We start from the raw sequence: 20450 nt of genomic DNA, 5'->3' as shown, positions 1-20450 counted from the left end.
CTTCCGTGCGGCTCAATTGGAGCATGCATTCTCTTTTGTGACAAAGGCTTATGAGGTGTTTTTATGAGCGAAGTCAAGCATTCACGCCTGATCATCCTGGGCTCCGGCCCTGCCGGTTATAGCGCTGCCGTATACGCCGCTCGCGCCAACCTCAGACCTGTAGTCATCACTGGTATCGAACCTGGCGGCCAGCTCACCACCACCACCGAAGTGGATAACTGGCCGGGTGACGTCGAAGGCCTGACCGGCCCGGCGCTGATGGAGCGTATGCAAAAGCACGCCGAGCGCTTCGATACCGAGATCATCTATGACCACATCCACACAGCCGAGTTGCAGGCTCGCCCTTTTACCCTCACAGGCGACAGTGGCACCTACACCTGTGATGCCTTAATCATCGCCACCGGCGCCTCGGCCCAGTACCTAGGCCTGCCCTCGGAAGAAGCCTTTGCCGGCAAGGGTGTTTCAGCCTGCGCCACCTGCGATGGATTCTTCTATCGCAACCAAGTGGTTGCCGTCATCGGTGGCGGCAACACGGCCGTGGAGGAAGCGCTGTACCTGGCCAATATCGCCAAGGAAGTGCATCTGGTCCATCGTCGCGACAAACTGCGCTCGGAAAAAATCCTGCAGGACAAACTGTTCGACAAAGCCGCCAACGGCAACGTTCACCTGCACTGGAACCACACCCTGGATGAAGTGTTGGGGGATGCCAGCGGCGTGACCGGAGTGCGCCTGAAGGATACGACCAACGGGATAGCCAAAGAGTTGCCGCTGACCGGCGTATTCATCGCCATCGGTCATAAGCCCAATACCGACCTGTTCCAGGGCCAGCTGGAAATGCGCGACGGCTACCTGCTGATCAAGGGTGGCAGCGAAGGCAATGCCACCGCAACCAGCATCGAGGGCGTCTTTGCCGCCGGCGACGTCGCCGACCACGTTTACCGTCAAGCCGTCACCTCGGCTGGTGCGGGCTGCATGGCAGCACTGGATGTCGAGAAGTTTCTCGACGACAACTGATAGCCCCTGGGCGGGTGCCTGGGAGCCTGTCGGACTTGAGCGCCCGCAAGTAGGGCGGCATCAGTCCGACAGGCTCCTGGCATCCGCCCTACCCTCTTCCGGCTGCGCTAAATGCTGACCTGGCTGCAACGCGACTCACTGAATTTTCCACCCCTGAGCAAGGCCCTGCGCGAACCCAATGGTTTACTCGCAGCCGGCGGTGACTTGAGTGCTGATCGTTTGATTCAGGCTTATCGCCACGGCTGCTTCCCCTGGTACCAGGAAGGCCAGCCCATCCTCTGGTGGTCGCCCGACCCGCGCACCGTGCTTTTCCCGCATGAGCTGCATATCTCTCGCAGCTTGCACAAGGTGCTGCGCCAAGCACGCTATCAAGTGACGTTCGACCAAGCCTTTGCTGCCGTCATCCAGGCTTGCGCCGCGCCGCGCGAATACGCTGAGGGCACCTGGATCACAACAGATATGCAGCATGCCTATCTTCAGCTGCATAAGCGCGGCATAGCCCACTCGGTCGAAGTCTGGCGCGATGGCGAGCTGGTCGGCGGGCTGTATGGGCTGGCGATGGGTCAACTGTTTTTTGGCGAGTCGATGTTCAGTCGCGGCGACAACGCCTCCAAGGTCGGCTTTGCCACCTTGGTCGAGCACCTGAAAACCTGGAAATTTGCGCTTATCGACTGCCAGATGCCGACCCAGCACCTGCATAATTTCGGGGCCCGCGCCATCGCCCGAGCCGACTTCAGTGACTACCTGAAATACCACCTCGACCAGCCCAGCGGGGCGGACTGGCTTATCTAGGCGTGTGCGGCAGCCTGGCATACACTTACTTTAGGCTTCTCCCGAGACGCAATCATGACCGAGCTGGCTCGTTTAAAGTTTTACGCCACTCAGCCCCATCCGTGCAGCTATCTGCCCGAAGAGCAGGCCACGACGCTGTTCCTCGACCCCAGCCAGCCCATGGATGCGGACGTCTACGCCGAGCTCTCGGAAATGGGTTTTCGGCGCAGCGGTGACCACCTGTACCGCCCCCACTGCCAACGCTGCACAGCCTGCGTGCCGGCACGAATTCCCGCCGCACAGTTCACCCCTAACCGTCAGCAACGGCGGATCATCAAACGCAACCAGGACGTGCAGGTACGCGCAGTACGCCCGGCCTTCACCGAAGAGTATTACGACCTCTATGCTCGCTACATCGAGCGACGGCATGCCGATGGCGACATGTACCCACCTAGCCGCGAGCAGTTCTCGACCTTTCTGGTGCGTGACTTGCCATTTTCTTGTTTCTTCGAGTTCCGCAAGGACAACCGACTATTGGCGATCGCAGTAACCGACGCCCTGCCCAACGGACTTTCTGCGGTTTACACGTTTTATGACCCTAGTGAAGAGCGCCGAAGCCTGGGTCGATTCGCCATCCTGTGGCAGATAGGCGAAACCGCACGACGAGGCCTATATGCCGTCTATCTCGGCTACTGGATCAAAAATTGCCGAAAAATGAATTACAAGACGCAATATCGCCCGATTGAGCTGTTCGTCAATCAACGCTGGGTCACGCTTACCTGAATTCCTTGGCGGAAACCTCTATTTTCGGGCACAATGCACGCCGCTTTTGCCTGGGGCCAGTTGCACCGGGCCATTCATTGGATACCGAGGGCTTTACTGCATGTCGAAAGAAGACAGCTTCGAAATGGAAGGCACTGTCGTCGACACCCTGCCCAACACCATGTTTCGTGTGGAGTTGGAAAACGGGCACGTCGTTACCGCGCACATCTCCGGAAAAATGCGCAAGAACTACATCCGCATTCTGACTGGCGACAAGGTTCGCGTTGAGCTGACACCTTATGACTTGAGCAAAGGTCGCATCACCTACCGCGCTCGCTAAGTTTAAGCACCAGTAAAAACGCCCGGCATAGCCGGGCGTTTTTGTCAGTAGAAAATAGCCTTCAAGCCATTTCGGCAGTGGTTTCAAAGTCGAAAGTCAGCTCGCCATTGCTGATATCGATATGCACCACGCCACCATGCTCAGCCAGCTCGCCAAACAGAATCTCTTCCGCGAGCGGACGCTTGATCTTATCTTGAATCAAGCGCGCCATCGGTCGAGCCCCCATCTGCACGTCGTAGCCTGTCTCCGCCAGCCAGTTGCGAGCAGCATCGCTGACCTCAAGCATGACGCGTTTGTCCTCGAGCTGCGCCTGCAACTCGGTGAGGAACTTGTCGACGATGCTCTTGATCACCTCATGGCTCAGGCGACTGAACTGGATAGTAGTATCCAGACGGTTACGGAACTCCGGCGTGAAGCTCTTCTTGATCACTTCCATGGCATCGGACGAGTGATCTTGATGAGTGAAGCCGATAGAGGCCCGCGATGCGGTCTCCGCGCCCGCGTTAGTGGTCATAATCAGGATGACGTTGCGGAAATCTGCCTTACGCCCGTTGTTATCGGTCAGCGTGCCGTGATCCATTACCTGCAGCAGCAGGTTGAAGACTTCCGGATGCGCCTTCTCGATTTCATCGAGTAGCAATACGCAATGCGGCATCTTGGTGATCGCCTCGGTCAGCAAACCACCCTGATCGAAGCCGACATAACCCGGCGGAGCGCCGATAAGGCGAGAAACGGTATGCCGTTCCATGTACTCGGACATATCGAAACGCACCAACTCAATCCCCAAGGCTTTGGCCAATTGACGCGCCGCCTCGGTTTTACCGACCCCGGTAGGACCGGCAAACAGGAAAGAGCCAACAGGCTTATCCGGCGCCTTGAGACCGGCGCGCGACAATTTAATCGCCGTTGAAAGCGAGTCAATCGCCGCATCCTGACCAAACACCGTGAGCTTGAGGTCGCGCTCAAGGTTGCGCAGCAACTCCTTGTCCGAGCTGCTGACATGCTTAGGCGGAATCCGTGCAATTTTAGCCACAATATCCTCGACCTGCGCCACCTCAATGCGCTTGACGCGCTTATCCACCGGCTGCAGACGCTGATAAGCACCCGCCTCGTCAATCACATCGATGGCCTTGTCCGGCATATGGCGATCATTGATGTAGCGCGAGGCCAACTCCGCGGCTGCACGCAAGGCTTCGTCGCTGTACTCGATGCTGTGGTGTTGCTCGAAACGCGCTTTCAGGCCGCGCAGAATACCGACTGTGTCCTCGACGGAGGGCTCGACTACATCGACTTTCTGGAAGCGCCGCGCCAGGGCGCGATCCTTCTCGAAAATACCGCGAAACTCCTGGAAGGTGGTCGAGCCAATGCAGCGAATTTCCCCAGAAGAAAGCATCGGCTTGAGCAGATTGGATGCATCCATCACCCCACCTGAGGCCGCTCCCGCACCGATGATGGTGTGGATCTCGTCGATGAACAGAATCGCATGCGGACGCCTGCGCAGTTCATTGAGCAGCGCCTTGAAGCGTTTCTCGAAATCACCACGATATTTAGTGCCGGCCAACAAGGCGCCCAGATCCAGCGAATAGACCACGCTATCAGCCAGCAAATCCGGAACTTGCAGGTCAACGATGCGTTTAGCCAGACCCTCGGCAATGGCGGTCTTGCCGACACCGGCCTCGCCGACCAGCAACGGATTATTCTTGCGTCGCCGGGCGAGGATCTGCGCCACGCGCTCCACTTCAAGCTCGCGACCGACCAGAGGATCAATCCGCCCCTGACGCGCCAGCTCGTTGAGGTTGCTGGCGTAAGCATCCAGTGGGTTGCCCGAGGTCGAAGACTCCCCGCCTTCTTCGTCCTGCATCTCCTGGTCGGGGTCAGAATGACCGCCATGCCCCGGCACCTTGGAAATGCCATGGGCAATGAAGTTGACCACGTCGATCCGCGCAACACTCTGTTGCTTGAGCAAAAATACGGCCTGGCTTTCCTGCTCGCTGAAAATCGCCACCAACACGTTGGCGCCCGTCACCTCGCGCTTACCAGAGCTTTGCACATGGAATACTGCGCGCTGCAAAACACGCTGGAAGCCCAAGGTTGGCTGGGTTTCACGCTCTTCGTCATGCAGAGGAATCAGTGGCGTGGTGGAGTCGATGAATTCCTGTAGATCATGCCGCAACTTGTCGAGGCTGGCGCCACACGCGCGCAAGACGCTGGCGGCGGCTTCGTTATCCAGCAGAGCCAGCAGGAGGTGCTCAACCGTCATGAACTCATGACGCTTGGTGCGAGCCTCTTTGAAGGCCAGATTGAGGGTGACTTCGAGCTCTCGATTTAACATAGCTTCACCTCATGCCCAAGCGGCCGGCGCTAACCGTCCTTCTCGATCTCACAGAGTAATGGATGCTGGCACTCTCTCGCGTATTGGTTGACCTGCGTCGCCTTCGTTTCGGCGATGTCGCGGGTAAACACTCCGCAGACTGCCCGCCCCTCTGTGTGGACGGTCAGCATCATCTTGGTCGCCAGCTCCCGATTAAAGTTGAAAAACACCTCGAGCACCTCGACTACGAAATCCATCGGTGTGTAGTCGTCATTGAATATGACCACCTTATACAGCGGTGGTGCCTGTAACGCCGGCTTAGATTCCTGTACGGCAAGACCGAAAGAATCGTCCTCATGCGTTGCTGGGCGATCCTGATTGAATGTTAGTCGAATCTGGCTACTTGCATGCATGTGGGGAAAAGGTTCGTGGTTGGACGAAGACAGGGACTAGAAGGAGTTTGAACGGCTTCTCAGCCAGTTGCAGCATCGCCTTGACTATCGGCAAAACGGTGTTACAAACAATAAATACCCACTCATGGGTATGTGGGATTCCGCGCCCTCGCCCAACCCGGTTGATTAATGCGCGGAATCGAAGTGGATGATACTCCAGTGATGGGGTCCTTTGCAGAGGGATATGAGCATGCTTAGCGGTAAGGTCAAGTGGTTCAACAACGCCAAGGGCTATGGATTTATCCTGGCCGACGGCCGAGATGAGGACCTGTTCGCCCACTACTCGGCGATCCAGATGGAGGGCTATAAAACGCTCAAAGCGGGTCAGTCGGTGAGTTTCGACATCATTCAGGGTCCTAAAGGACTCCATGCTGTGAATATAAGCGCGAGTTCGGCCTCTATCGAAGCGCCAGGCATGGCCAGCCTGCCTCAAGGCAACACGATTGAAGTCTGAACCTTAGGGTGGTTGCCTGCTCATGAAAAAGGCCGGTCATTGACCGGCCTTTTTCTTACCACCGATCAGCTCACATGTGCGTGATCATGGCGTCGCCGAACTGCGAGCACGACATCAGCTTGGCACCTTCCATCAGGCGCTCGAAGTCGTAGGTCACGGTCTTGGCCGAGATAGCGCCGTTGGTGCCCTTGATGATCAGGTCGGCAGCTTCTACCCAGCCCATATGGCGCAACATCATTTCGGCAGAGAGGATCAGCGAACCCGGGTTGACCTTGTCCTGGCCCGCATACTTCGGTGCAGTGCCGTGGGTCGCTTCGAACATGGCGATGGTGTCTGACAGGTTGGCGCCCGGCGCGATGCCAATACCGCCCACTTCGGCCGCCAGGGCGTCGGACAGGTAGTCACCGTTGAGGTTCAGAGTGGCGATTACATCGTACTCGGCCGGACGCAGCAGGATCTGCTGCAGCATGGCGTCGGCGATAGCATCTTTAACGATGACATTCTTGCCGGTTTTCGGGTTCTTGAACTGCATCCAAGGACCGCCATCGAGCAGGGTTGCGCCGAATTCCTCGGCCGCAATTTCGTAGGCCCACTCTTTGAAGGCACCTTCGGTGAACTTCATGATGTTGCCTTTGTGCACGATGGTCAGCGAGTCACGGTCGTTATCGACCACGTACTGCAACGCCTTGCGTGCCAGACGCTTGGTGCCTTCTTTGGAAACCGGCTTGACGCCAATGCCGCAGTTTTCATCGAAACGAATCTTGGTTACACCCATTTCCTCTTTGAGGAACTTGATGACCTTGTCTGCTTCCGGCGAACCGGCCTTCCACTCAATACCGGCATAAATATCTTCGGAGTTTTCGCGAAAAATGGTCATGTCGACATCGCCAGGCTTTTTCACCGGGCTAGGCACGCCTTCGAACCAGCGCACGGGGCGCAGGCAAACGTACAGGTCCAGTTGCTGACGCAGCGCTACGTTGAGGGAACGGATACCGCCACCGACGGGCGTAGTCAGCGGGCCTTTGATGGAAACGACGTAGTCTTTGACAGCGTCCAGAGTCTCCTGTGGCAGCCAGGTGTCCTGGTCGTATACCTGAGTGGCCTTCTCGCCGGCGTAGACTTCCATCCAGGAAATCTTGCGCTTGCCGCCGTAGGCTTTTTCGACAGCCGCATCGACGACCTTGATCATCACCGGACTGATATCGACGCCGATGCCATCACCCTCGATGTAAGGGATGATCGGGTTATTCGGTACATTGAGGGACATATCGGCATTGACGGTGATTTTGTCACCGGTTGCTGGCACCTGGATCTTTTGGTATCCCATGCTGGACTCCGTCTTGTGGTTAACAGTGCGCATCGCCCGAGAGTAACCCAGTTGAATCGGGCGAAACCATATGTTCGTTGGTCTTATGCACAAGGGCATTCTGCGACGCACAGTCGCAGTGGTATACTGCTTAGGTGACTAACGAGTCATAAGGGGTTGCCTGTCTTGAACGAGACGCCCGCCTCTTGAATCTGCCGAATTGCTACCGCGACTCGACGGCTCGAAGTGCTCGACACTCTACTGGTGCATCCAACATCACCGCGGCAAGTCCTCGACTTCCGGCTCGCTCACACAGCGAACCACGGCGCCTACCTGCGCATGTCGAGGGTTTGTGTACGCTCAGCGAAGAAGAGAGTTAACCCTAAATGTCCACCCGTTCGAAGATCATCTATACCTTCACCGACGAAGCCCCAGCCCTCGCCACCTACTCGCTTCTACCTATTGTAGAAGCCTTCGCAGCCTCTGCTGGCATCGCCGTCGAAACACGCGACATCTCTCTTGCAGGGCGCATCCTTGCAAGCTTTGCCGACCGACTGGATGCCGACAAGCAAGCCGAGGACGATCTCGCCAAGCTGGCTGTCCTGGCCACCATGCCAGACGCCAATATCATCAAGCTGCCGAACATCAGCGCCTCGGTACCACAACTCAAGGGTGCCATCGCCGAACTGCAGGCTCAGGGCTACAATATTCCCGACTTCCCTGAAGACCCGCAGACCGACGCCGAGAAAGACGCCCAGGCCCGTTACAGCAAGGTCCTCGGCAGCGCGGTCAACCCGGTCCTGCGTGAGGGCAACTCTGATCGTCGCGCGCCTGCGGCAGTCAAAGCCTTCGTCCGCAAGCACCCGCACTCCATGGGCAAGTGGAGCATGGCGTCGCAGTCCCATGCCGACTACATGCGCGGCGGCGATTTTTTCTCCAGCGAACAATCGATCACCATGGCCCAGGCCGGTGACGTACGCATCGAGTTTATTGGCAAGGACGGCCAGGTCGTAGTCAAGAAGCAACTCGCCCTGCAAGAAGGCGAAGTGTTCGACAGCATGTTCATGAGCTGTCGCAAGCTACGCGAGTTCTTCGAAGCAACCCTGCAGGATTGCAAGGAGACCGGCGTCATGTGGTCGCTGCACGTCAAGGCGACGATGATGAAGGTGTCCCACCCGATCGTCTTCGGCCATGCCGTCAGCGTGTACTACAAAGAGGTGTTCGATAAGTACGCCGAGCTGTTCGACGAGTTGGGCGTCAACCCGAACAACGGCCTGAGCAGCGTCTACGACAAGATCAAGAATCTGCCCGCCTCGCAGCAGGAAGAGATCCTCCATGACATCCACGCCTGCTACAGCGGCCGCCCGGAAATGGCCATGGTCGACTCGGTCAAGGGCATCACCAACCTGCACATCCCGAGCGACGTGATCGTCGACGCCTCGATGCCGGCCATGATCCGCAGCTCCGGGCAAATGTGGGGCAAGGACGGCAAGCTGAAAGACGCCAAGGCCGTCATGCCGGAAAGCACCTACGCCCGCATCTATCAGGAGATGATCAACTTCTGCAAGACCAACGGCGCGTTCGACCCGACCACCATGGGCAGCGTACCGAACGTCGGCCTGATGGCGCAGAAGGCCGAGGAATACGGCTCCCACGACAAGACCTTCGAAATGACCGCCGACGGCACCATGCGTGTGGTCCTGGCTGACGGTACTGTGCTGATGCAGCACGAAGTCGAAGCCGGCGATATCTGGCGCGCCTGCCAGACCAAGGACGCGCCGATCCGCGACTGGGTCAAGCTGGCCGTGACCCGCGCCCGCCAGTCCGACACCCCGGCCATCTTCTGGCTGGACCCGGAGCGTGCTCACGACCGTCAACTGCAGAAGAAGGTCGAAGCCTACCTGCAGGAACATGATCTGAACGGCCTGGACATCCGCATGATGGGCTACAACGAAGCCATCCGCGTGAGCATGGAACGCCTGATTCGCGGCCAGGACACCATCTCGGTGACCGGCAACGTATTGCGCGACTACCTGACCGACCTGTTCCCGATCATGGAGCTGGGCACCTCGGCCAAGATGCTCTCCATCGTGCCACTGATGGCCGGTGGCGGCATGTACGAAACCGGTGCAGGCGGTTCGGCGCCCAAGCACGTCCAGCAACTGATCGAAGAGAACCACCTGCGCTGGGATTCGCTCGGCGAGTTCCTGGCCCTGGCGGTGTCTCTGGAAGAGACCGGGATCAAGAGCAACAACGCGAAAGCCAAGTTGCTCGGCACAACCCTGGACGCGGCCACCGGCAAGCTGCTGGACAACAACAAGTCGCCTTCGCGCAAGACCGGCGAGTTGGACAATCGCGGCAGCCATTTCTACCTGACCCTGTACTGGGCACAGGAACTGGCCGCGCAGACCGAAGATCTCGAGCTGCAAGCGCAGTTCAGCCCGCTGGCGAAGGCCCTGAGCGACAACGAGGCCGCCATCGTGGCCGAGTTGAACGCTGTCCAGGGTAAGCCTGTCGAGATTGGCGGCTACTACCGCGCCAATCCGCGGCTGGCCAGCCAGGTCATGCGCCCGAGCGCGACCTTCAACGCCGCCCTCGCCGCACTGGCTTAAGCACTAAGACCCGGCGCCCATGGGCGTCGCAACATGGAAACCCCGGCCCCTGCGCCGGGGTTTCTGCTTTCGGCCTGACAGAAGCGCACAGACGCGGCTGTTATGCTCACCATTTGTCAGCACAGGTAGCGTTTTATGGATTGGCACCCTCACATCACCGTGGCCACGGTCATCGAAGACCAGGGCCGCTTCCTCCTGGTCGAAGAGCTGGCCGAGGGTCGTGCGGTATTCAACCAGCCTGCCGGCCACCTGGAGGCGGACGAAAGCCTCCTGCAGGCCGCCGTACGCGAAACCCTCGAAGAAACCGGCTGGGATGTCGAGCTGACTGGCGTCACCGGCATTTACCTGTATACAGCCCCCAGCAATGGGGTGACCTATCAACGCGTCTGCTTCGCCGCCAAAGCGCTGCGACAGCATCCTGAACTCGCACTGGATGATGGCATCATCGGCCCACGCTGGCTGACCCGCGACGAATTGGCTGCCCAACCGGAGCGCTGGCGCAGCGAGTTGGTGTTGCGCTGCATCGACGACTACCTGGATGGCGCGTGCTTCCCGTTAACCCTGATCCGCGACCCGGCTTAACGCCTGGCTAGTCGCCGCAACGAGCCGGCCCTGCTAGAATCGCGTCCTTTTGAACCTCTGCACACTCAGCCCATGCCCGATCCAACTGCAACCCGCGTAATCGTCGGCATGTCCGGCGGCGTCGACTCGTCCGTTTCTGCCCTGCTGCTGCTGGAGCAGGGTTATCAGGTCGAAGGCCTGTTCATGAAGAACTGGGACGAGGACGACGGCACCGAATATTGCACCGCCATGGATGACCTGGCCGACGCCCAGGCCGTGTGCGACAAGATCGGCATCAAGCTGCACACCGCCAACTTCGCGGCGGAGTACTGGGACAATGTGTTCGAGCACTTCCTTGCCGAGTACAAGGCCGGGCGCACCCCCAACCCGGACATCCTGTGCAACCGCGAGATCAAGTTCAAAGCCTTTCTCGACTATGCGCTGATGCTCGGTGCCGATCTGATCGCCACCGGTCATTACGTCCGCCGCCGCGATAACCACGGCCGTACCGAGCTGCTCAAGGGTCTGGACCTGAACAAGGATCAGAGCTACTTCCTGCATGCGGTCGGCGGCGAGCAGATCGCCAAGACCTTGTTCCCGGTCGGCGAACTGGAGAAACCCCAGGTGCGCGCCATCGCCGAGAAATACCAGCTGGCCACGGCGAAGAAAAAGGACTCCACCGGTATCTGCTTCATCGGCGAGCGCCGCTTCAGCGATTTCCTCAAGCAATACCTGCCCGCACAGCCCGGCGATATCGAAACCACCGAGGGCGAGGTCATTGGTCGCCACCATGGTTTGATGTACCACACCATCGGCCAACGCCAAGGCCTGGGTATTGGTGGTTTGAAAGACGCCAGCGACGAACCCTGGTATGTCCTGGAGAAAGACTTAGTGCGCAACGTACTAGTGGTTGGTCAAGGTAACGAGCATCCCTGGCTATTCTCCAGCGCCCTGCTTGCCTCGCAGATTTACTGGGTCAACCCTGTCGACCTTGGCAGCCCACGGCAATTGACCGCCAAGGTGCGCTACCGCCAGGGTGACCAGTCCTGCACGTTGGAACAGACGGCTAATGGCTACCGAGCCTCGTTTGCCATGCCACAACGGGCGGTCACACCGGGCCAGTCCGTGGTGTTCTATGACGGCGAGGTGTGCCTCGGCGGCGGCGTGATCGAAACAGCCGAGCCCTGGAGCAGCAAGGGCCCGCGCCCATGACGCCAACACAGGAACAGCTGGTGGCACTGGCTGCGGTCTTCGAATCGGCGGTACTGGTCGATAAGCTCGCGCGCACCGGCCAGATCGGCGAAGCCGATCTGACCTGCATGCTCGGTAGCCTATTGGTCCGCGACCCGCAGAACACTCTGGATGTTTACGGCGGCGATGACCTCAACCTGCGCGACGGCTATCGCGCCCTGGTCAGTTCACTGGAGCGCGACCCCGCCAGCCTGCAGCGCGAACCGCTGCGCTATGCCCTGGCCCTGCTCGCGCTGGAACGGCAGTTGTCCAAGCGCGACGACATGCTGCAGGTCATGGGCAAACGCCTCGATCAGATTCAGCAACAGGTCGAGCACTTCGGGCCGATTCACGAGAACGTGGTCGCCTCCTGCGGCAGCTTGTACCAGGACACCATCAGCACCTTCCGTCAGCGCATTCAGGTGCAAGGCGACATGCGCCACCTGCAACAACCGAGCAATGCCTCGAAGATCCGCGCCCTGCTACTCGCCGGTATTCGCGCGGCGCGCTTGTGGCGTCAGCTCGGCGGCCACCGCTGGCAGCTGGTGTTAAGTCGCGGCAAATTGCTTAAAGAACTCTACCCGCTGCTGCGTAGCTGACCCATGGCCGCACGCATGGTCAATCCCATGCGAGGCGCCGCGCTGCTGGCGCTCTCCGCACTGTTATTCGCGCTGATGGGGCTTGGCGTGCGCGAAGTCTCCAGTAGCGTCAACAATGAGTCGGTGGTGTTTTTCCGCAACCTTGTCGGCGTGCTGTTCTTCCTCCCGCTGATCCTGCTCAAAGGCGTGCGCCCATTGAAAACGGGCCGCCTCAAGTCACATCTGTGGCGCACCACCTTCGGCCTGGCGGCGATGTATTGCTTCTTTTATGCCATCGCCCATCTGCCACTGGCCGATGCCATGCTGTTCACTTATTCGGCCCCGGTCTTCACTCCACTGATCGCCTGGTGGTGGCTGAAAGAGCCGCTGAGCAAGCGCATCCTGGCCACCACCATCATCGGCCTGATCGGCGTGCTGCTGGTCGCCAAGCCCTCCGCCGCCCTGCTCGACAGCCAAGCGCTGATCGGCATGGCAGCCAGCATTCTGGCGGCCTTTGCCTTTGTCTCGATCCGCGAGATGAGTGACACCGAGCCGGCCTTTCGCATGGTCTTCTACTTTTCCCTGTTCAGTGCGTTGATCTCGGCGATCCCGCTCGCCTGGACTTGGCAGCCGCTGAACCAGCATGAGCTGGGTTTGCTGCTGGTCATCGGCCTGCTCGCCACCACCAGTCAGATCATCATGACCAAGGCCTATAGCCTGGCGCCGCCGGGCTTGATCGGCCCCTTCGCCTACCTGGCCATCGTGTTTGCCGGCCTGATCGCCTGGCTGCGCTGGGGCGAGACCCCGGACCTGACATCGCTGTTCGGCGCCGCCTTGATTTTCGCTTCCAGCCTGCTGGCGGTTCGCCGTCGAGCTCGCTGAACGGCCATCGACCAAACGCGGTCAGAGCGCCGATTTCATGTATGATATGCGCCCTTTTCGTTGCCCGACTGCCCGAGAACGCCTTCTATGCAGCTTTCTTCGCTCACTGCGGTTTCCCCCGTCGATGGCCGCTACGCCGGCAAAACCAGCGCACTGCGCCCCATTTTTAGCGAATACGGTCTGATCCGTTTCCGCGTTCTGGTTGAAGTGCGCTGGCTGCAGCGCCTCGCCGAACATGACGGCATTGCCGAGGTCGCACCCTTCTCGGCCGAAGCCCAGGCCGTACTCAACGAACTGGCGGAAAACTTCGCCATCGAGCACGCCGAGCGCGTGAAAGAAATCGAGCGCACCACTAACCACGATGTCAAAGCCGTGGAGTACCTGCTCAAGGAACAGGCCGCCAAGCTGCCTGAGCTGGACCAGGTCAGCGAGTTCATCCACTTCGCCTGCACTTCCGAGGACATCAACAACCTGTCCCACGCGCTGATGCTGCGCGAAGGCCGCGACAACGTGCTGCTGCCGCTGATGCGCCAGACCGCCGAAGCGATTCGTGAGCTGGCAGTGAAGTTCGCCGACGTACCGATGCTCTCGCGCACCCACGGCCAGCCAGCTTCGCCGACCACCCTGGGTAAAGAACTGGCTAACGTGGTCTATCGCCTGGAGCGGCAGATCACCCAGGTCGCGGCTGTGCCTTTGCTGGGCAAGATCAACGGCGCCGTGGGTAACTACAACGCGCACCTGTCGGCTTATCCGCAGATTGACTGGGAAGCCAACGCCCGGCAGTTCATCGAAGGCGACCTTGGCCTGCAGTTCAACCCCTACACCACGCAAATCGAACCGCACGACTACATTGCCGAGCTGTTCGATGCGATTGCCCGTTTCAATACCATCCTGATCGACTTCGACCGTGACATCTGGGGCTATATCTCCCTGGGCTATTTCAAACAGCGCACCATTGCTGGAGAAATCGGCTCCTCGACCATGCCGCACAAGGTCAACCCGATCGATTTCGAGAACTCCGAAGGCAACCTCGGTATCGCCAACGCACTGTTCCAGCACCTGGCCAGCAAGCTGCCGATCTCGCGCTGGCAGCGCGACCTGACCGATTCCACGGTGCTGCGCAATCTCGGCGTCGGCTTCGCCCACAGCGTGATTGCTTACGAGGCCAGCTTGAAAGGAATCAGTAAGTTAGAGCTGAATACTCAACGTATTGCTCAAGACCTGGACGCCTGCTGGGAAGTACTCGCCGAGCCGATCCAGACGGTGATGCGCCGCTATGCCATCGAAAACCCCTACGAAAAGCTGAAAGAACTGACCCGGGGCAAAGGCATCAGTCCAGAGGCACTCCAGACCTTTATCGATGGGCTGGACATGCCCGCCGAAGCCAAGGCCGAGCTCAAGCGGCTGACCCCGGCCAACTACATCGGCAACGCCGTGGCCCAGGCCAAGCGCATCTAAGCGGCAACAGCCCTCCCTACGCCCGGCTGTGCCGGGCGTTTTTATTTATGGGTAATTACTCATTTCAAAGGCTTACCGATGAATCCTGATATTCCACTGCAACTTCTGGGTGGCCTGACCGCGCGCGAATTCCTGCGTGATTACTGGCAGAAGAAACCGCTACTGGTGCGCCAGGCGATGCCCGACTTCGAAAACCCGATCTCGCCCGACGAATTGGCCGGTCTGGCGCTGGAGGAGGAAGTCGAATCGCGCCTGGTCCTCGAACACGGCGAGCGCCCCTGGGAGCTGCGCCGCGGTCCATTCGCCGAAGATGCCTTCGCCCATCTGCCCGAACGCGACTGGACCCTGCTGGTGCAAGCGGTCGATCAGTTCGTCCCGGAAGTCGGCGAATTGCTCGAGCCATTCAACTTCCTGCCCAAGTGGCGCATCGACGATGTCATGGTCAGCTTCGCCACACCCGGTGGCGGCGTGGGCCCGCACTTCGACAACTACGACGTATTCCTGCTGCAAGGCCACGGCAAGCGCCGCTGGCAAATAGGCCAGACCTGCAACTCCGAGAGCCCTTTGCTCGAGCATGCGGATCTCAAGATTCTGGCCGAATTCGATAAAACTGAAGAATGGGTACTGGAACCCGGCGACATGCTCTATCTGCCGCCGCTCCTGGCCCACTGTGGTACCGCTGAGGATGATTGCATGACCTATTCCGTCGGCTTCCGCGCGCCGAGCGCCGCCGAAGTACTCACCCATTTCACCGATTTCCTGGGCCAGTTCCTGCCCGACGAGGAGCGCTACAGCGACGCCGATGCGCAGCCGACCAGCGATCCCCACCAAATCCAGCGCGACTCGCTGGATCGCTTGAAAAACCTGCTCAACGAGCACATGGGCGACGAACGACTGCTGATGACCTGGTTCGGCCAATTCATGACCGAACCGCGTTACCCGGAATTGATCGGCGGCATCGAAATGGACGAGGGCGTCTTCCTCGGCAACCTGCAAGACGGTGCCGTCTTGATCCGCAACCCCAGTGCCCGCCTGGCCTGGTCCGAGGTCGGCGAAGATCTGGTGCTGTTCGCCAGCGGTCAGAGCCGCCTGCTACCGGCCAATCTGCGTGAGCTGCTCAAGCTCATTTGCGCAGCGGACGCGTTACATAGCGACAACCTTGACCAGTGGCTGAGCGACGACACCGGGCGTAATCTGCTCTGGGAACTGGTCAAGCAAGGCAGCCTGGAGTTTGCCAATGAATAGCATTCACGTCCGCCTGGCCGACTGGCAGAAGGACAATGCCGAGCTTCGACGCATTCGCGAAGCGGTATTTATCGCCGAACAATCCGTGCCACCGGAGCTCGAATGGGACGCTGAAGATGCCGAGGCCGCGCATTTTTTAGCCTATGAAGGTGACTACCCGATTGGTACGGCGCGCTTGCTGCCCGACGGGCATATTGGCCGCATGTCGGTACTCAAGGACTGGCGCGGCCTGAAAGTCGGTGACGCGCTGATGCGTGCAGTCATCGCCGAGGCGGAAAAACGTGGTCTGCAGCGCCAAATGCTCAGCGCCCAGGTGCATGCCACAGCCTTCTATGAACGGCTAGGCTTTGCCATCGTCAGCGGTGAATACCTCGACGCCGGCATCCCCCACGTGGACATGGTGCGCGACAGCAACTAGAAGAACTGATCCGCTACCCGCTTAGTGCTTGATGCTACATTGCACCTACTGCCCTGAGCCTGCGGGTGCTGCCGCTCCTTGCCTTGGCTCGGGGAATCAAGCACAGGCTCGGAGAGGTCAGGATGAACGACAAAAACGCCCCGCCAGACGCAACCGACAGCAACGCGGCAGAAACGCTTCCTGCTATCGAATTCGAGTCTTCGGGGCGTTTCGCCGTCCACAACCCAGAGCCAGTGGTCACCGACACCGCGCGTTGTGAACCCGCCCCTTTCACTCTCGGCGAACACCAGCCGCTGGAGCGTTTCAATCAGGCCGATGAGGCCCGAGCCCATGCCCTCGCCCTGCTCCAACAAGCCCGACGCAGTCTGTGTATCTACACTGACGACCTGGAGCCCTGGCTCTATCATCACAGCAGCATCGAGGAGGCCTGCAGGCGGTTTCTCCTCGCCAATCCGAAGAATCGCCTGCGTATCCTGGTCAAAGACCTCAGCCGCAGCGTGAAAGACGGACACCGCCTGCTCAGCCTGTCACGCCGCCTGACCAGCAGCTTGCGTATTCGCAAGCTGCACCCGGACTATCCCTGTGAAGTCGCTAGCTTCCTGCTCGCCGATGACAGCGGTATGCTCTTGCGCCCCGAGCCCGGCCAGTTCGCCGGCTATGCCTTATACCAGGACCCAGGCCGAGTTCGCCTGCAACAACGAACCTTCGACCTGGCCTGGGACACCAGCATCCTCGACCCTGATTTGCGGAGTTTCCTGCTATGAATGCTCGCGCCCTAATCGCCGCCCTGCTGCTCAGCCTCAGCCAGGCCCTGAGTGCCGCCACCGAAGTCATCCCGCTGAATTACCACACCGCCGACGAAATGCGCCCGCTGCTGCAATCGGTGCTGGGCAATGAGGGCCACATCAACGCGTATGGCAACCAGTTGGTGGTCAATGCCACGCCGGCGAAGATCGAGGAAATCCGCGCCTTACTGAGCCAGCTGGACACCCAGCCGCGCCGCCTACTGATCAGCGTCGACAGCTCCGACTCGACCTACCAGACCGATCGCGGCTACCGCGCCGACGGTTCGATCAGCGCTGGCAATGCCGAGGTGATAGTCGGCCAGGGCGAAATCAATGGCCGCGACCAGGTACGCATCATCCGTCGCAACACCGAGAGTCGCGGTGGTGGCACGCAGCAGGTGCAGACCAACGAAGGCTATCCCGCCTTGATTCAGATCGGCCAGAGCGTGCCCATTACCACCAGCAGCCATGACGGCTACGGCCAGGTGTACAACAACTCCCAGTACCGCGACGTCACACGCGGTTTCTACGTGACCGCCAGCCTCACCGGGGACATCGTGCACATCAGCATCAGCAGTAACCGCGACCGCCTGAATCAATCACAGCCCGGGGTGATTGACGTGCAAAGCACCGATACCCGGGTCAGCGGCCGGCTTGGCGAATGGATCAGCATCGGCGGCGTCAACGAGCAAAGCCAGGTCGATCGACAGGGCTTTGGACAGCAGCGCTCGACCCAGGGCCGCGAAGACATGAGCTTGCGCGTGAAGGTCGAAATCGTTGATTGAATACGTGGCCGGCATGACTCATCAGTCGCTTTAGAAATTATGTAGTAGTACTAAAAAACCACTACAAAACGTTTGACGAACACTTTCTGCAGAGGCATTATGGCCTCGCTCCCGCTAATCAGGGGCCCTGGAAAGGGCCTCCCGGGTCGCTCTCCGACTTACCGTTGGGACGGCTCGTGTTGTAAAGCCCACAAGGCAGTTCGACGAGATTGCGACTGGAACGAAGTTGTCCTGAGGGACGGGGAAGCGTTTTAACGTATAGCCAGCATGGCAGCACAGTCTACTGAGTCGTCCAACGGCATCCACGAGCCGGTAAACGCCAAATGACCTGGTCATTTGCAGCAGCTGTAGTCAGCGAACTGTTCGTCTCGTCACCCCCTCCTCCCAGTTTCAATGCGTCCTGGTCACTCTCTCGATGTTCTGCGGTGAGCCCCCGCAACCAAAGCCTTGTTCACTCAGGTTTTGAGTGGGAAAGCCGGTGCTCAACCAAACACATACTTTGAAGGATTGACCATGTCAGCTTATCAAAACGACATCAAAGCCGTAGCGGCTCTTAAAGAGACAGCCGGTAACAGCTGGAGCGCTATCAACCCTGAGTCCGTCGCCCGCATGCGCGCTCAGAACCGCTTCAAAACCGGTCTTGATATCGCCAAGTACACTGCCGCCATCATGCGTAAAGACATGGCCGAGTACGACGCTGACAGCTCCGTCTACACCCAGTCGCTGGGTTGCTGGCATGGTTTTATCGGTCAGCAGAAGATGATCTCCATCAAGAAGCATCTGAAGACCACCAACAAGCGCTACCTCTACCTGTCCGGTTGGATGGTGGCTGCACTGCGTTCTGACTTCGGTCCGCTGCCGGATCAGTCGATGCACGAAAAAACTGCCGTATCCGGCCTGATCGAAGAGCTGTACACCTTCCTGCGCCAGGCCGATGCCCGCGAGCTGGATCTGCTGTTCGTCGACCTGGACGCTGCCCGCGCTGCTGGCGACGCTGCCAAGGCCGCTGAAATTCAGAGCAAGATCGATAACTACGAAACTCACGTAGTACCGATCATCGCCGACATCGACGCCGGTTTCGGTAACCCGGAGGCCACCTACCTGCTGGCCAAGCGCATGATCGAAGCAGGCGCGTGCTGCATCCAGATCGAAAACCAGGTGTCCGACGAGAAGCAGTGCGGTCACCAGGACGGCAAAGTGACCGTTCCCCACGAAGACTTCCTCGCCAAGATCAACGCAGTTCGCTACGCGTTCCTCGAGCTGGGTGTCGATGACGGCGTGATCGTTGCACGTACCGACTCCCTGGGTGCTGGCCTGACCAAGCAAATCGCCGTGACCAAGCAGCCGGGCGACCTGGGCGACCAGTACAACGCCTTCCTCGATTGCGAAGAAGTGTCCGCTGCCGAACTGGGCAACGGTGACGTGGTCATCAACCGTGGCGGCAAGCTGCTGCGTCCTAAGCGTCTGCCTAGCAACCTGTTCCAGTTCCGCAAAGGCACCGGCGAAGACCGCTGCGTGCTGGACTGCATCACCTCGCTGCAGAACGGTGCCGACCTGCTGTGGATCGAAACCGAGAAGCCGCACGTTGGCCAGATCGCGGCCATGGTTAACCGCATCCGCGAAGTGATTCCGAATGCCAAGCTGGTGTACAACAACAGCCCGTCCTTCAACTGGACCCTGAACTTCCGTCAGCAAGTGTTCGATGCATTCGTCGCCGAAGGCAAAGACGTTTCCGCCTACGACCGCGCCCAGCTGATGAGCGTCGAGTACGACCAGACCGAGCTGGCTCAGGTTGCAGACGAGAAGATCCGCACCTTCCAGCGTGATGGTTCGGCTCAGGCCGGTATCTTCCACCACCTGATCACCCTGCCTACCTACCACACCGCCGCGCTGTCCACCGACAACCTGGCCAAAGGGTACTTCGCAGACCAGGGCATGCTGGCGTACGTCAAAGGCGTTCAGCGTGAAGAGCTGCGCCAAGGCATCGCTTGCGTGAAGCACCAGAACATGGCTGGCTCCGACATCGGTGACAACCATAAAGAGTACTTCGCTGGTGAAGCCGCGCTGAAGGCCGGTGGTAAAGACAACACCATGAATCAGTTCGGTTAAACGCAACTGACTCACCCAGCCAGGATCGAGTCTTCTGGCTGAGCGCCGGTACAAAAAACCCCTGCAGCGATGCTGGGGTTTTTTATGTGTGCAACCTACTGCTTACGCCAACGACCTACACGTCCTCCCCAAAACCCTTCCCGCGCGTGACCCGCTAAGCCTTGGCCTGCTCCGCACACCTCGACAGGTGATCGAACCTGCTCAAACCAGTCGCCGTGGCCTAGGGTCTGTTGCCGTTTCATTCGCGGCCGCGCCGTAGCCTGTTTTTGCGCGAGGCAAGGCTGCGGATTCCACGACACTTGGACACTCAGCCCACGATCATTTGGACACTCGTTCCATGCTCACTTGGACACCTGATCCACGTCCACTTGGACAGG

At 59.3% G+C, this 20450-nt stretch carries 19 protein-coding genes; 16 read left to right on the top strand and 3 right to left on the bottom strand.

Going from position 1 to position 20450, the window contains the following annotated elements; genetic code table 11:
• Positions 1-63 precede the first annotated feature (63 nt).
• From trxB to infA, 4 genes are all read left to right on the top strand, one after another.
• Positions 64-1014, top strand: coding sequence for a thioredoxin-disulfide reductase (trxB, locus tag FBY03_RS20870; protein WP_147174270.1), 951 nt, complete (start codon positions 64-66; stop codon positions 1012-1014).
• Between the two features lie 111 nt (positions 1015-1125).
• Entirely contained in the window at positions 1126-1806 is a 681-nt protein-coding gene (gene aat, locus FBY03_RS20865; protein ID WP_147174269.1) for a leucyl/phenylalanyl-tRNA--protein transferase, read from the top strand.
• A 54-nt stretch (positions 1807-1860) separates the two neighbouring features.
• Positions 1861-2568 carry an arginyltransferase gene (locus FBY03_RS20860; RefSeq protein ID WP_147174268.1) on the top strand — a complete coding sequence of 236 codons (708 nt, stop codon included), beginning with the start codon at positions 1861-1863 and terminating at the stop codon, positions 2566-2568.
• Positions 2569-2668: 100 nt separating this feature from the next.
• Positions 2669-2887 carry a translation initiation factor IF-1 gene (gene infA / locus FBY03_RS20855; RefSeq protein WP_002553999.1) on the top strand — a complete coding sequence of 73 codons (219 nt, stop codon included), beginning with the start codon at positions 2669-2671 and terminating at the stop codon, positions 2885-2887.
• A gap of 61 nt (positions 2888-2948) precedes the next feature.
• On the opposite strand, the gene clpA is transcribed toward infA, so the two are convergent.
• Complete coding sequence (clpA, locus tag FBY03_RS20850) at positions 2949-5219, bottom strand: ATP-dependent Clp protease ATP-binding subunit ClpA (protein ID WP_147174267.1); 2271 nt, start codon at positions 5217-5219, stop codon at positions 2949-2951.
• 29 nt (positions 5220-5248) lie between these two features.
• Entirely contained in the window at positions 5249-5611 is a 363-nt protein-coding gene (gene clpS / locus FBY03_RS20845) for an ATP-dependent Clp protease adapter ClpS (protein WP_147174266.1), read from the bottom strand.
• A gap of 229 nt (positions 5612-5840) precedes the next feature.
• Between clpS and cspD the strand changes: the two genes are divergently transcribed.
• Positions 5841-6104: a cold shock domain-containing protein CspD gene (gene cspD / locus FBY03_RS20840; RefSeq protein WP_147174265.1), complete on the top strand. Its 264-nt coding sequence runs from the start codon at positions 5841-5843 to the stop codon at positions 6102-6104.
• Between the two features lie 70 nt (positions 6105-6174).
• Here cspD and icd read toward each other — a convergent pair whose 3' ends face one another.
• Positions 6175-7431: an NADP-dependent isocitrate dehydrogenase gene (gene icd / locus FBY03_RS20835; protein ID WP_025166331.1), complete on the bottom strand. Its 1257-nt coding sequence runs from the start codon at positions 7429-7431 to the stop codon at positions 6175-6177.
• A 365-nt stretch (positions 7432-7796) separates the two neighbouring features.
• Here icd and FBY03_RS20830 point away from each other — a divergent pair, with 365 nt between their 5' ends.
• The 11 genes from FBY03_RS20830 to FBY03_RS20780 all read left to right on the top strand — a co-directional run bounded on the left by FBY03_RS20830 (position 7797) and on the right by FBY03_RS20780 (position 20073).
• On the top strand, positions 7797-10022 hold the full coding sequence (locus tag FBY03_RS20830; RefSeq protein WP_147174264.1) for an NADP-dependent isocitrate dehydrogenase: 2226 nt from the start codon (positions 7797-7799) through the stop codon (positions 10020-10022).
• A 135-nt stretch (positions 10023-10157) separates the two neighbouring features.
• Positions 10158-10604: an NUDIX hydrolase gene (locus tag FBY03_RS20825; RefSeq protein WP_147174263.1), complete on the top strand. Its 447-nt coding sequence runs from the start codon at positions 10158-10160 to the stop codon at positions 10602-10604.
• A gap of 72 nt (positions 10605-10676) precedes the next feature.
• Positions 10677-11795 (top strand): tRNA 2-thiouridine(34) synthase MnmA, encoded by a 1119-nt coding sequence (gene mnmA, locus FBY03_RS20820; RefSeq protein WP_147174262.1) that lies wholly within the window; start codon positions 10677-10679, stop codon positions 11793-11795.
• Positions 11792-12412 carry a high frequency lysogenization protein HflD gene (hflD, locus tag FBY03_RS20815; RefSeq protein WP_147174261.1) on the top strand — a complete coding sequence of 207 codons (621 nt, stop codon included), beginning with the start codon at positions 11792-11794 and terminating at the stop codon, positions 12410-12412. The genes mnmA and hflD overlap by 4 nt, the downstream gene beginning before the upstream one ends.
• A gap of 3 nt (positions 12413-12415) precedes the next feature.
• Positions 12416-13273 (top strand): DMT family transporter, encoded by an 858-nt coding sequence (locus FBY03_RS20810; protein WP_147174260.1) that lies wholly within the window; start codon positions 12416-12418, stop codon positions 13271-13273.
• Positions 13274-13360: 87 nt separating this feature from the next.
• Positions 13361-14731, top strand: a complete 1371-nt coding sequence (gene purB / locus FBY03_RS20805; RefSeq protein ID WP_147174259.1) for an adenylosuccinate lyase — start codon at positions 13361-13363, stop codon at positions 14729-14731.
• A 78-nt stretch (positions 14732-14809) separates the two neighbouring features.
• A complete protein-coding gene (locus tag FBY03_RS20800) occupies positions 14810-15976 on the top strand; it encodes a cupin domain-containing protein (RefSeq protein WP_147174258.1) in 1167 nt (388 codons plus the stop codon).
• The gene (locus FBY03_RS20795; protein WP_147174257.1) at positions 15969-16394 is read left to right on the top strand and encodes a GNAT family N-acetyltransferase; all 426 of its coding nucleotides are present in this window, start codon (positions 15969-15971) and stop codon (positions 16392-16394) included. The genes FBY03_RS20800 and FBY03_RS20795 overlap by 8 nt, the downstream gene beginning before the upstream one ends.
• 122 nt (positions 16395-16516) lie before the next feature.
• On the top strand, positions 16517-17158 hold the full coding sequence (locus FBY03_RS20790) for a histone acetyltransferase HPA2 (protein ID WP_147174256.1): 642 nt from the start codon (positions 16517-16519) through the stop codon (positions 17156-17158).
• Complete coding sequence (locus tag FBY03_RS20785) at positions 17155-17964, top strand: secretin N-terminal domain-containing protein (RefSeq protein WP_147174255.1); 810 nt, start codon at positions 17155-17157, stop codon at positions 17962-17964. Before FBY03_RS20790 ends, FBY03_RS20785 begins: the two co-directional genes overlap by 4 nt.
• A 513-nt stretch (positions 17965-18477) precedes the next feature.
• Complete coding sequence (locus FBY03_RS20780) at positions 18478-20073, top strand: isocitrate lyase (RefSeq protein WP_147174254.1); 1596 nt, start codon at positions 18478-18480, stop codon at positions 20071-20073.
• The last annotated feature ends 377 nt before the right edge of the window (positions 20074-20450 follow it).

Source organism: Pseudomonas sp. SJZ079 (assembly GCF_007993865.1).
GTDB lineage: Bacteria > Pseudomonadota > Gammaproteobacteria > Pseudomonadales > Pseudomonadaceae > Aquipseudomonas.
The sequence above is the reverse complement of the archived record's forward strand: the minus strand, read 5'-3'. Positions and strand labels throughout refer to the sequence as shown.

What these genes read in the sequence shown, in the direction of transcription:
- trxB (WP_147174270.1), top strand. Translation starts at nt 64, where the DNA reads ATGAGCGAAGTCAAGCATTCACGCCTGATCATCCTGGGCTCCGGCCCT.
- aat (WP_147174269.1), top strand. Translation starts at nt 1,126, where the DNA reads ATGCTGACCTGGCTGCAACGCGACTCACTGAATTTTCCACCCCTGAGC.
- FBY03_RS20860 (WP_147174268.1), top strand. Translation starts at nt 1,861, where the DNA reads ATGACCGAGCTGGCTCGTTTAAAGTTTTACGCCACTCAGCCCCATCCG.
- infA (WP_002553999.1), top strand. Translation starts at nt 2,669, where the DNA reads ATGTCGAAAGAAGACAGCTTCGAAATGGAAGGCACTGTCGTCGACACC.
- clpA (WP_147174267.1), bottom strand. Translation starts at nt 5,219, where the DNA reads ATGTTAAATCGAGAGCTCGAAGTCACCCTCAATCTGGCCTTCAAAGAG.
- clpS (WP_147174266.1), bottom strand. Translation starts at nt 5,611, where the DNA reads ATGCATGCAAGTAGCCAGATTCGACTAACATTCAATCAGGATCGCCCA.
- cspD (WP_147174265.1), top strand. Translation starts at nt 5,841, where the DNA reads ATGCTTAGCGGTAAGGTCAAGTGGTTCAACAACGCCAAGGGCTATGGA.
- icd (WP_025166331.1), bottom strand. Translation starts at nt 7,431, where the DNA reads ATGGGATACCAAAAGATCCAGGTGCCAGCAACCGGTGACAAAATCACC.
- FBY03_RS20830 (WP_147174264.1), top strand. Translation starts at nt 7,797, where the DNA reads ATGTCCACCCGTTCGAAGATCATCTATACCTTCACCGACGAAGCCCCA.
- FBY03_RS20825 (WP_147174263.1), top strand. Translation starts at nt 10,158, where the DNA reads ATGGATTGGCACCCTCACATCACCGTGGCCACGGTCATCGAAGACCAG.
- mnmA (WP_147174262.1), top strand. Translation starts at nt 10,677, where the DNA reads ATGCCCGATCCAACTGCAACCCGCGTAATCGTCGGCATGTCCGGCGGC.
- hflD (WP_147174261.1), top strand. Translation starts at nt 11,792, where the DNA reads ATGACGCCAACACAGGAACAGCTGGTGGCACTGGCTGCGGTCTTCGAA.
- FBY03_RS20810 (WP_147174260.1), top strand. Translation starts at nt 12,416, where the DNA reads ATGGCCGCACGCATGGTCAATCCCATGCGAGGCGCCGCGCTGCTGGCG.
- purB (WP_147174259.1), top strand. Translation starts at nt 13,361, where the DNA reads ATGCAGCTTTCTTCGCTCACTGCGGTTTCCCCCGTCGATGGCCGCTAC.
- FBY03_RS20800 (WP_147174258.1), top strand. Translation starts at nt 14,810, where the DNA reads ATGAATCCTGATATTCCACTGCAACTTCTGGGTGGCCTGACCGCGCGC.
- FBY03_RS20795 (WP_147174257.1), top strand. Translation starts at nt 15,969, where the DNA reads ATGAATAGCATTCACGTCCGCCTGGCCGACTGGCAGAAGGACAATGCC.
- FBY03_RS20790 (WP_147174256.1), top strand. Translation starts at nt 16,517, where the DNA reads ATGAACGACAAAAACGCCCCGCCAGACGCAACCGACAGCAACGCGGCA.
- FBY03_RS20785 (WP_147174255.1), top strand. Translation starts at nt 17,155, where the DNA reads ATGAATGCTCGCGCCCTAATCGCCGCCCTGCTGCTCAGCCTCAGCCAG.
- FBY03_RS20780 (WP_147174254.1), top strand. Translation starts at nt 18,478, where the DNA reads ATGTCAGCTTATCAAAACGACATCAAAGCCGTAGCGGCTCTTAAAGAG.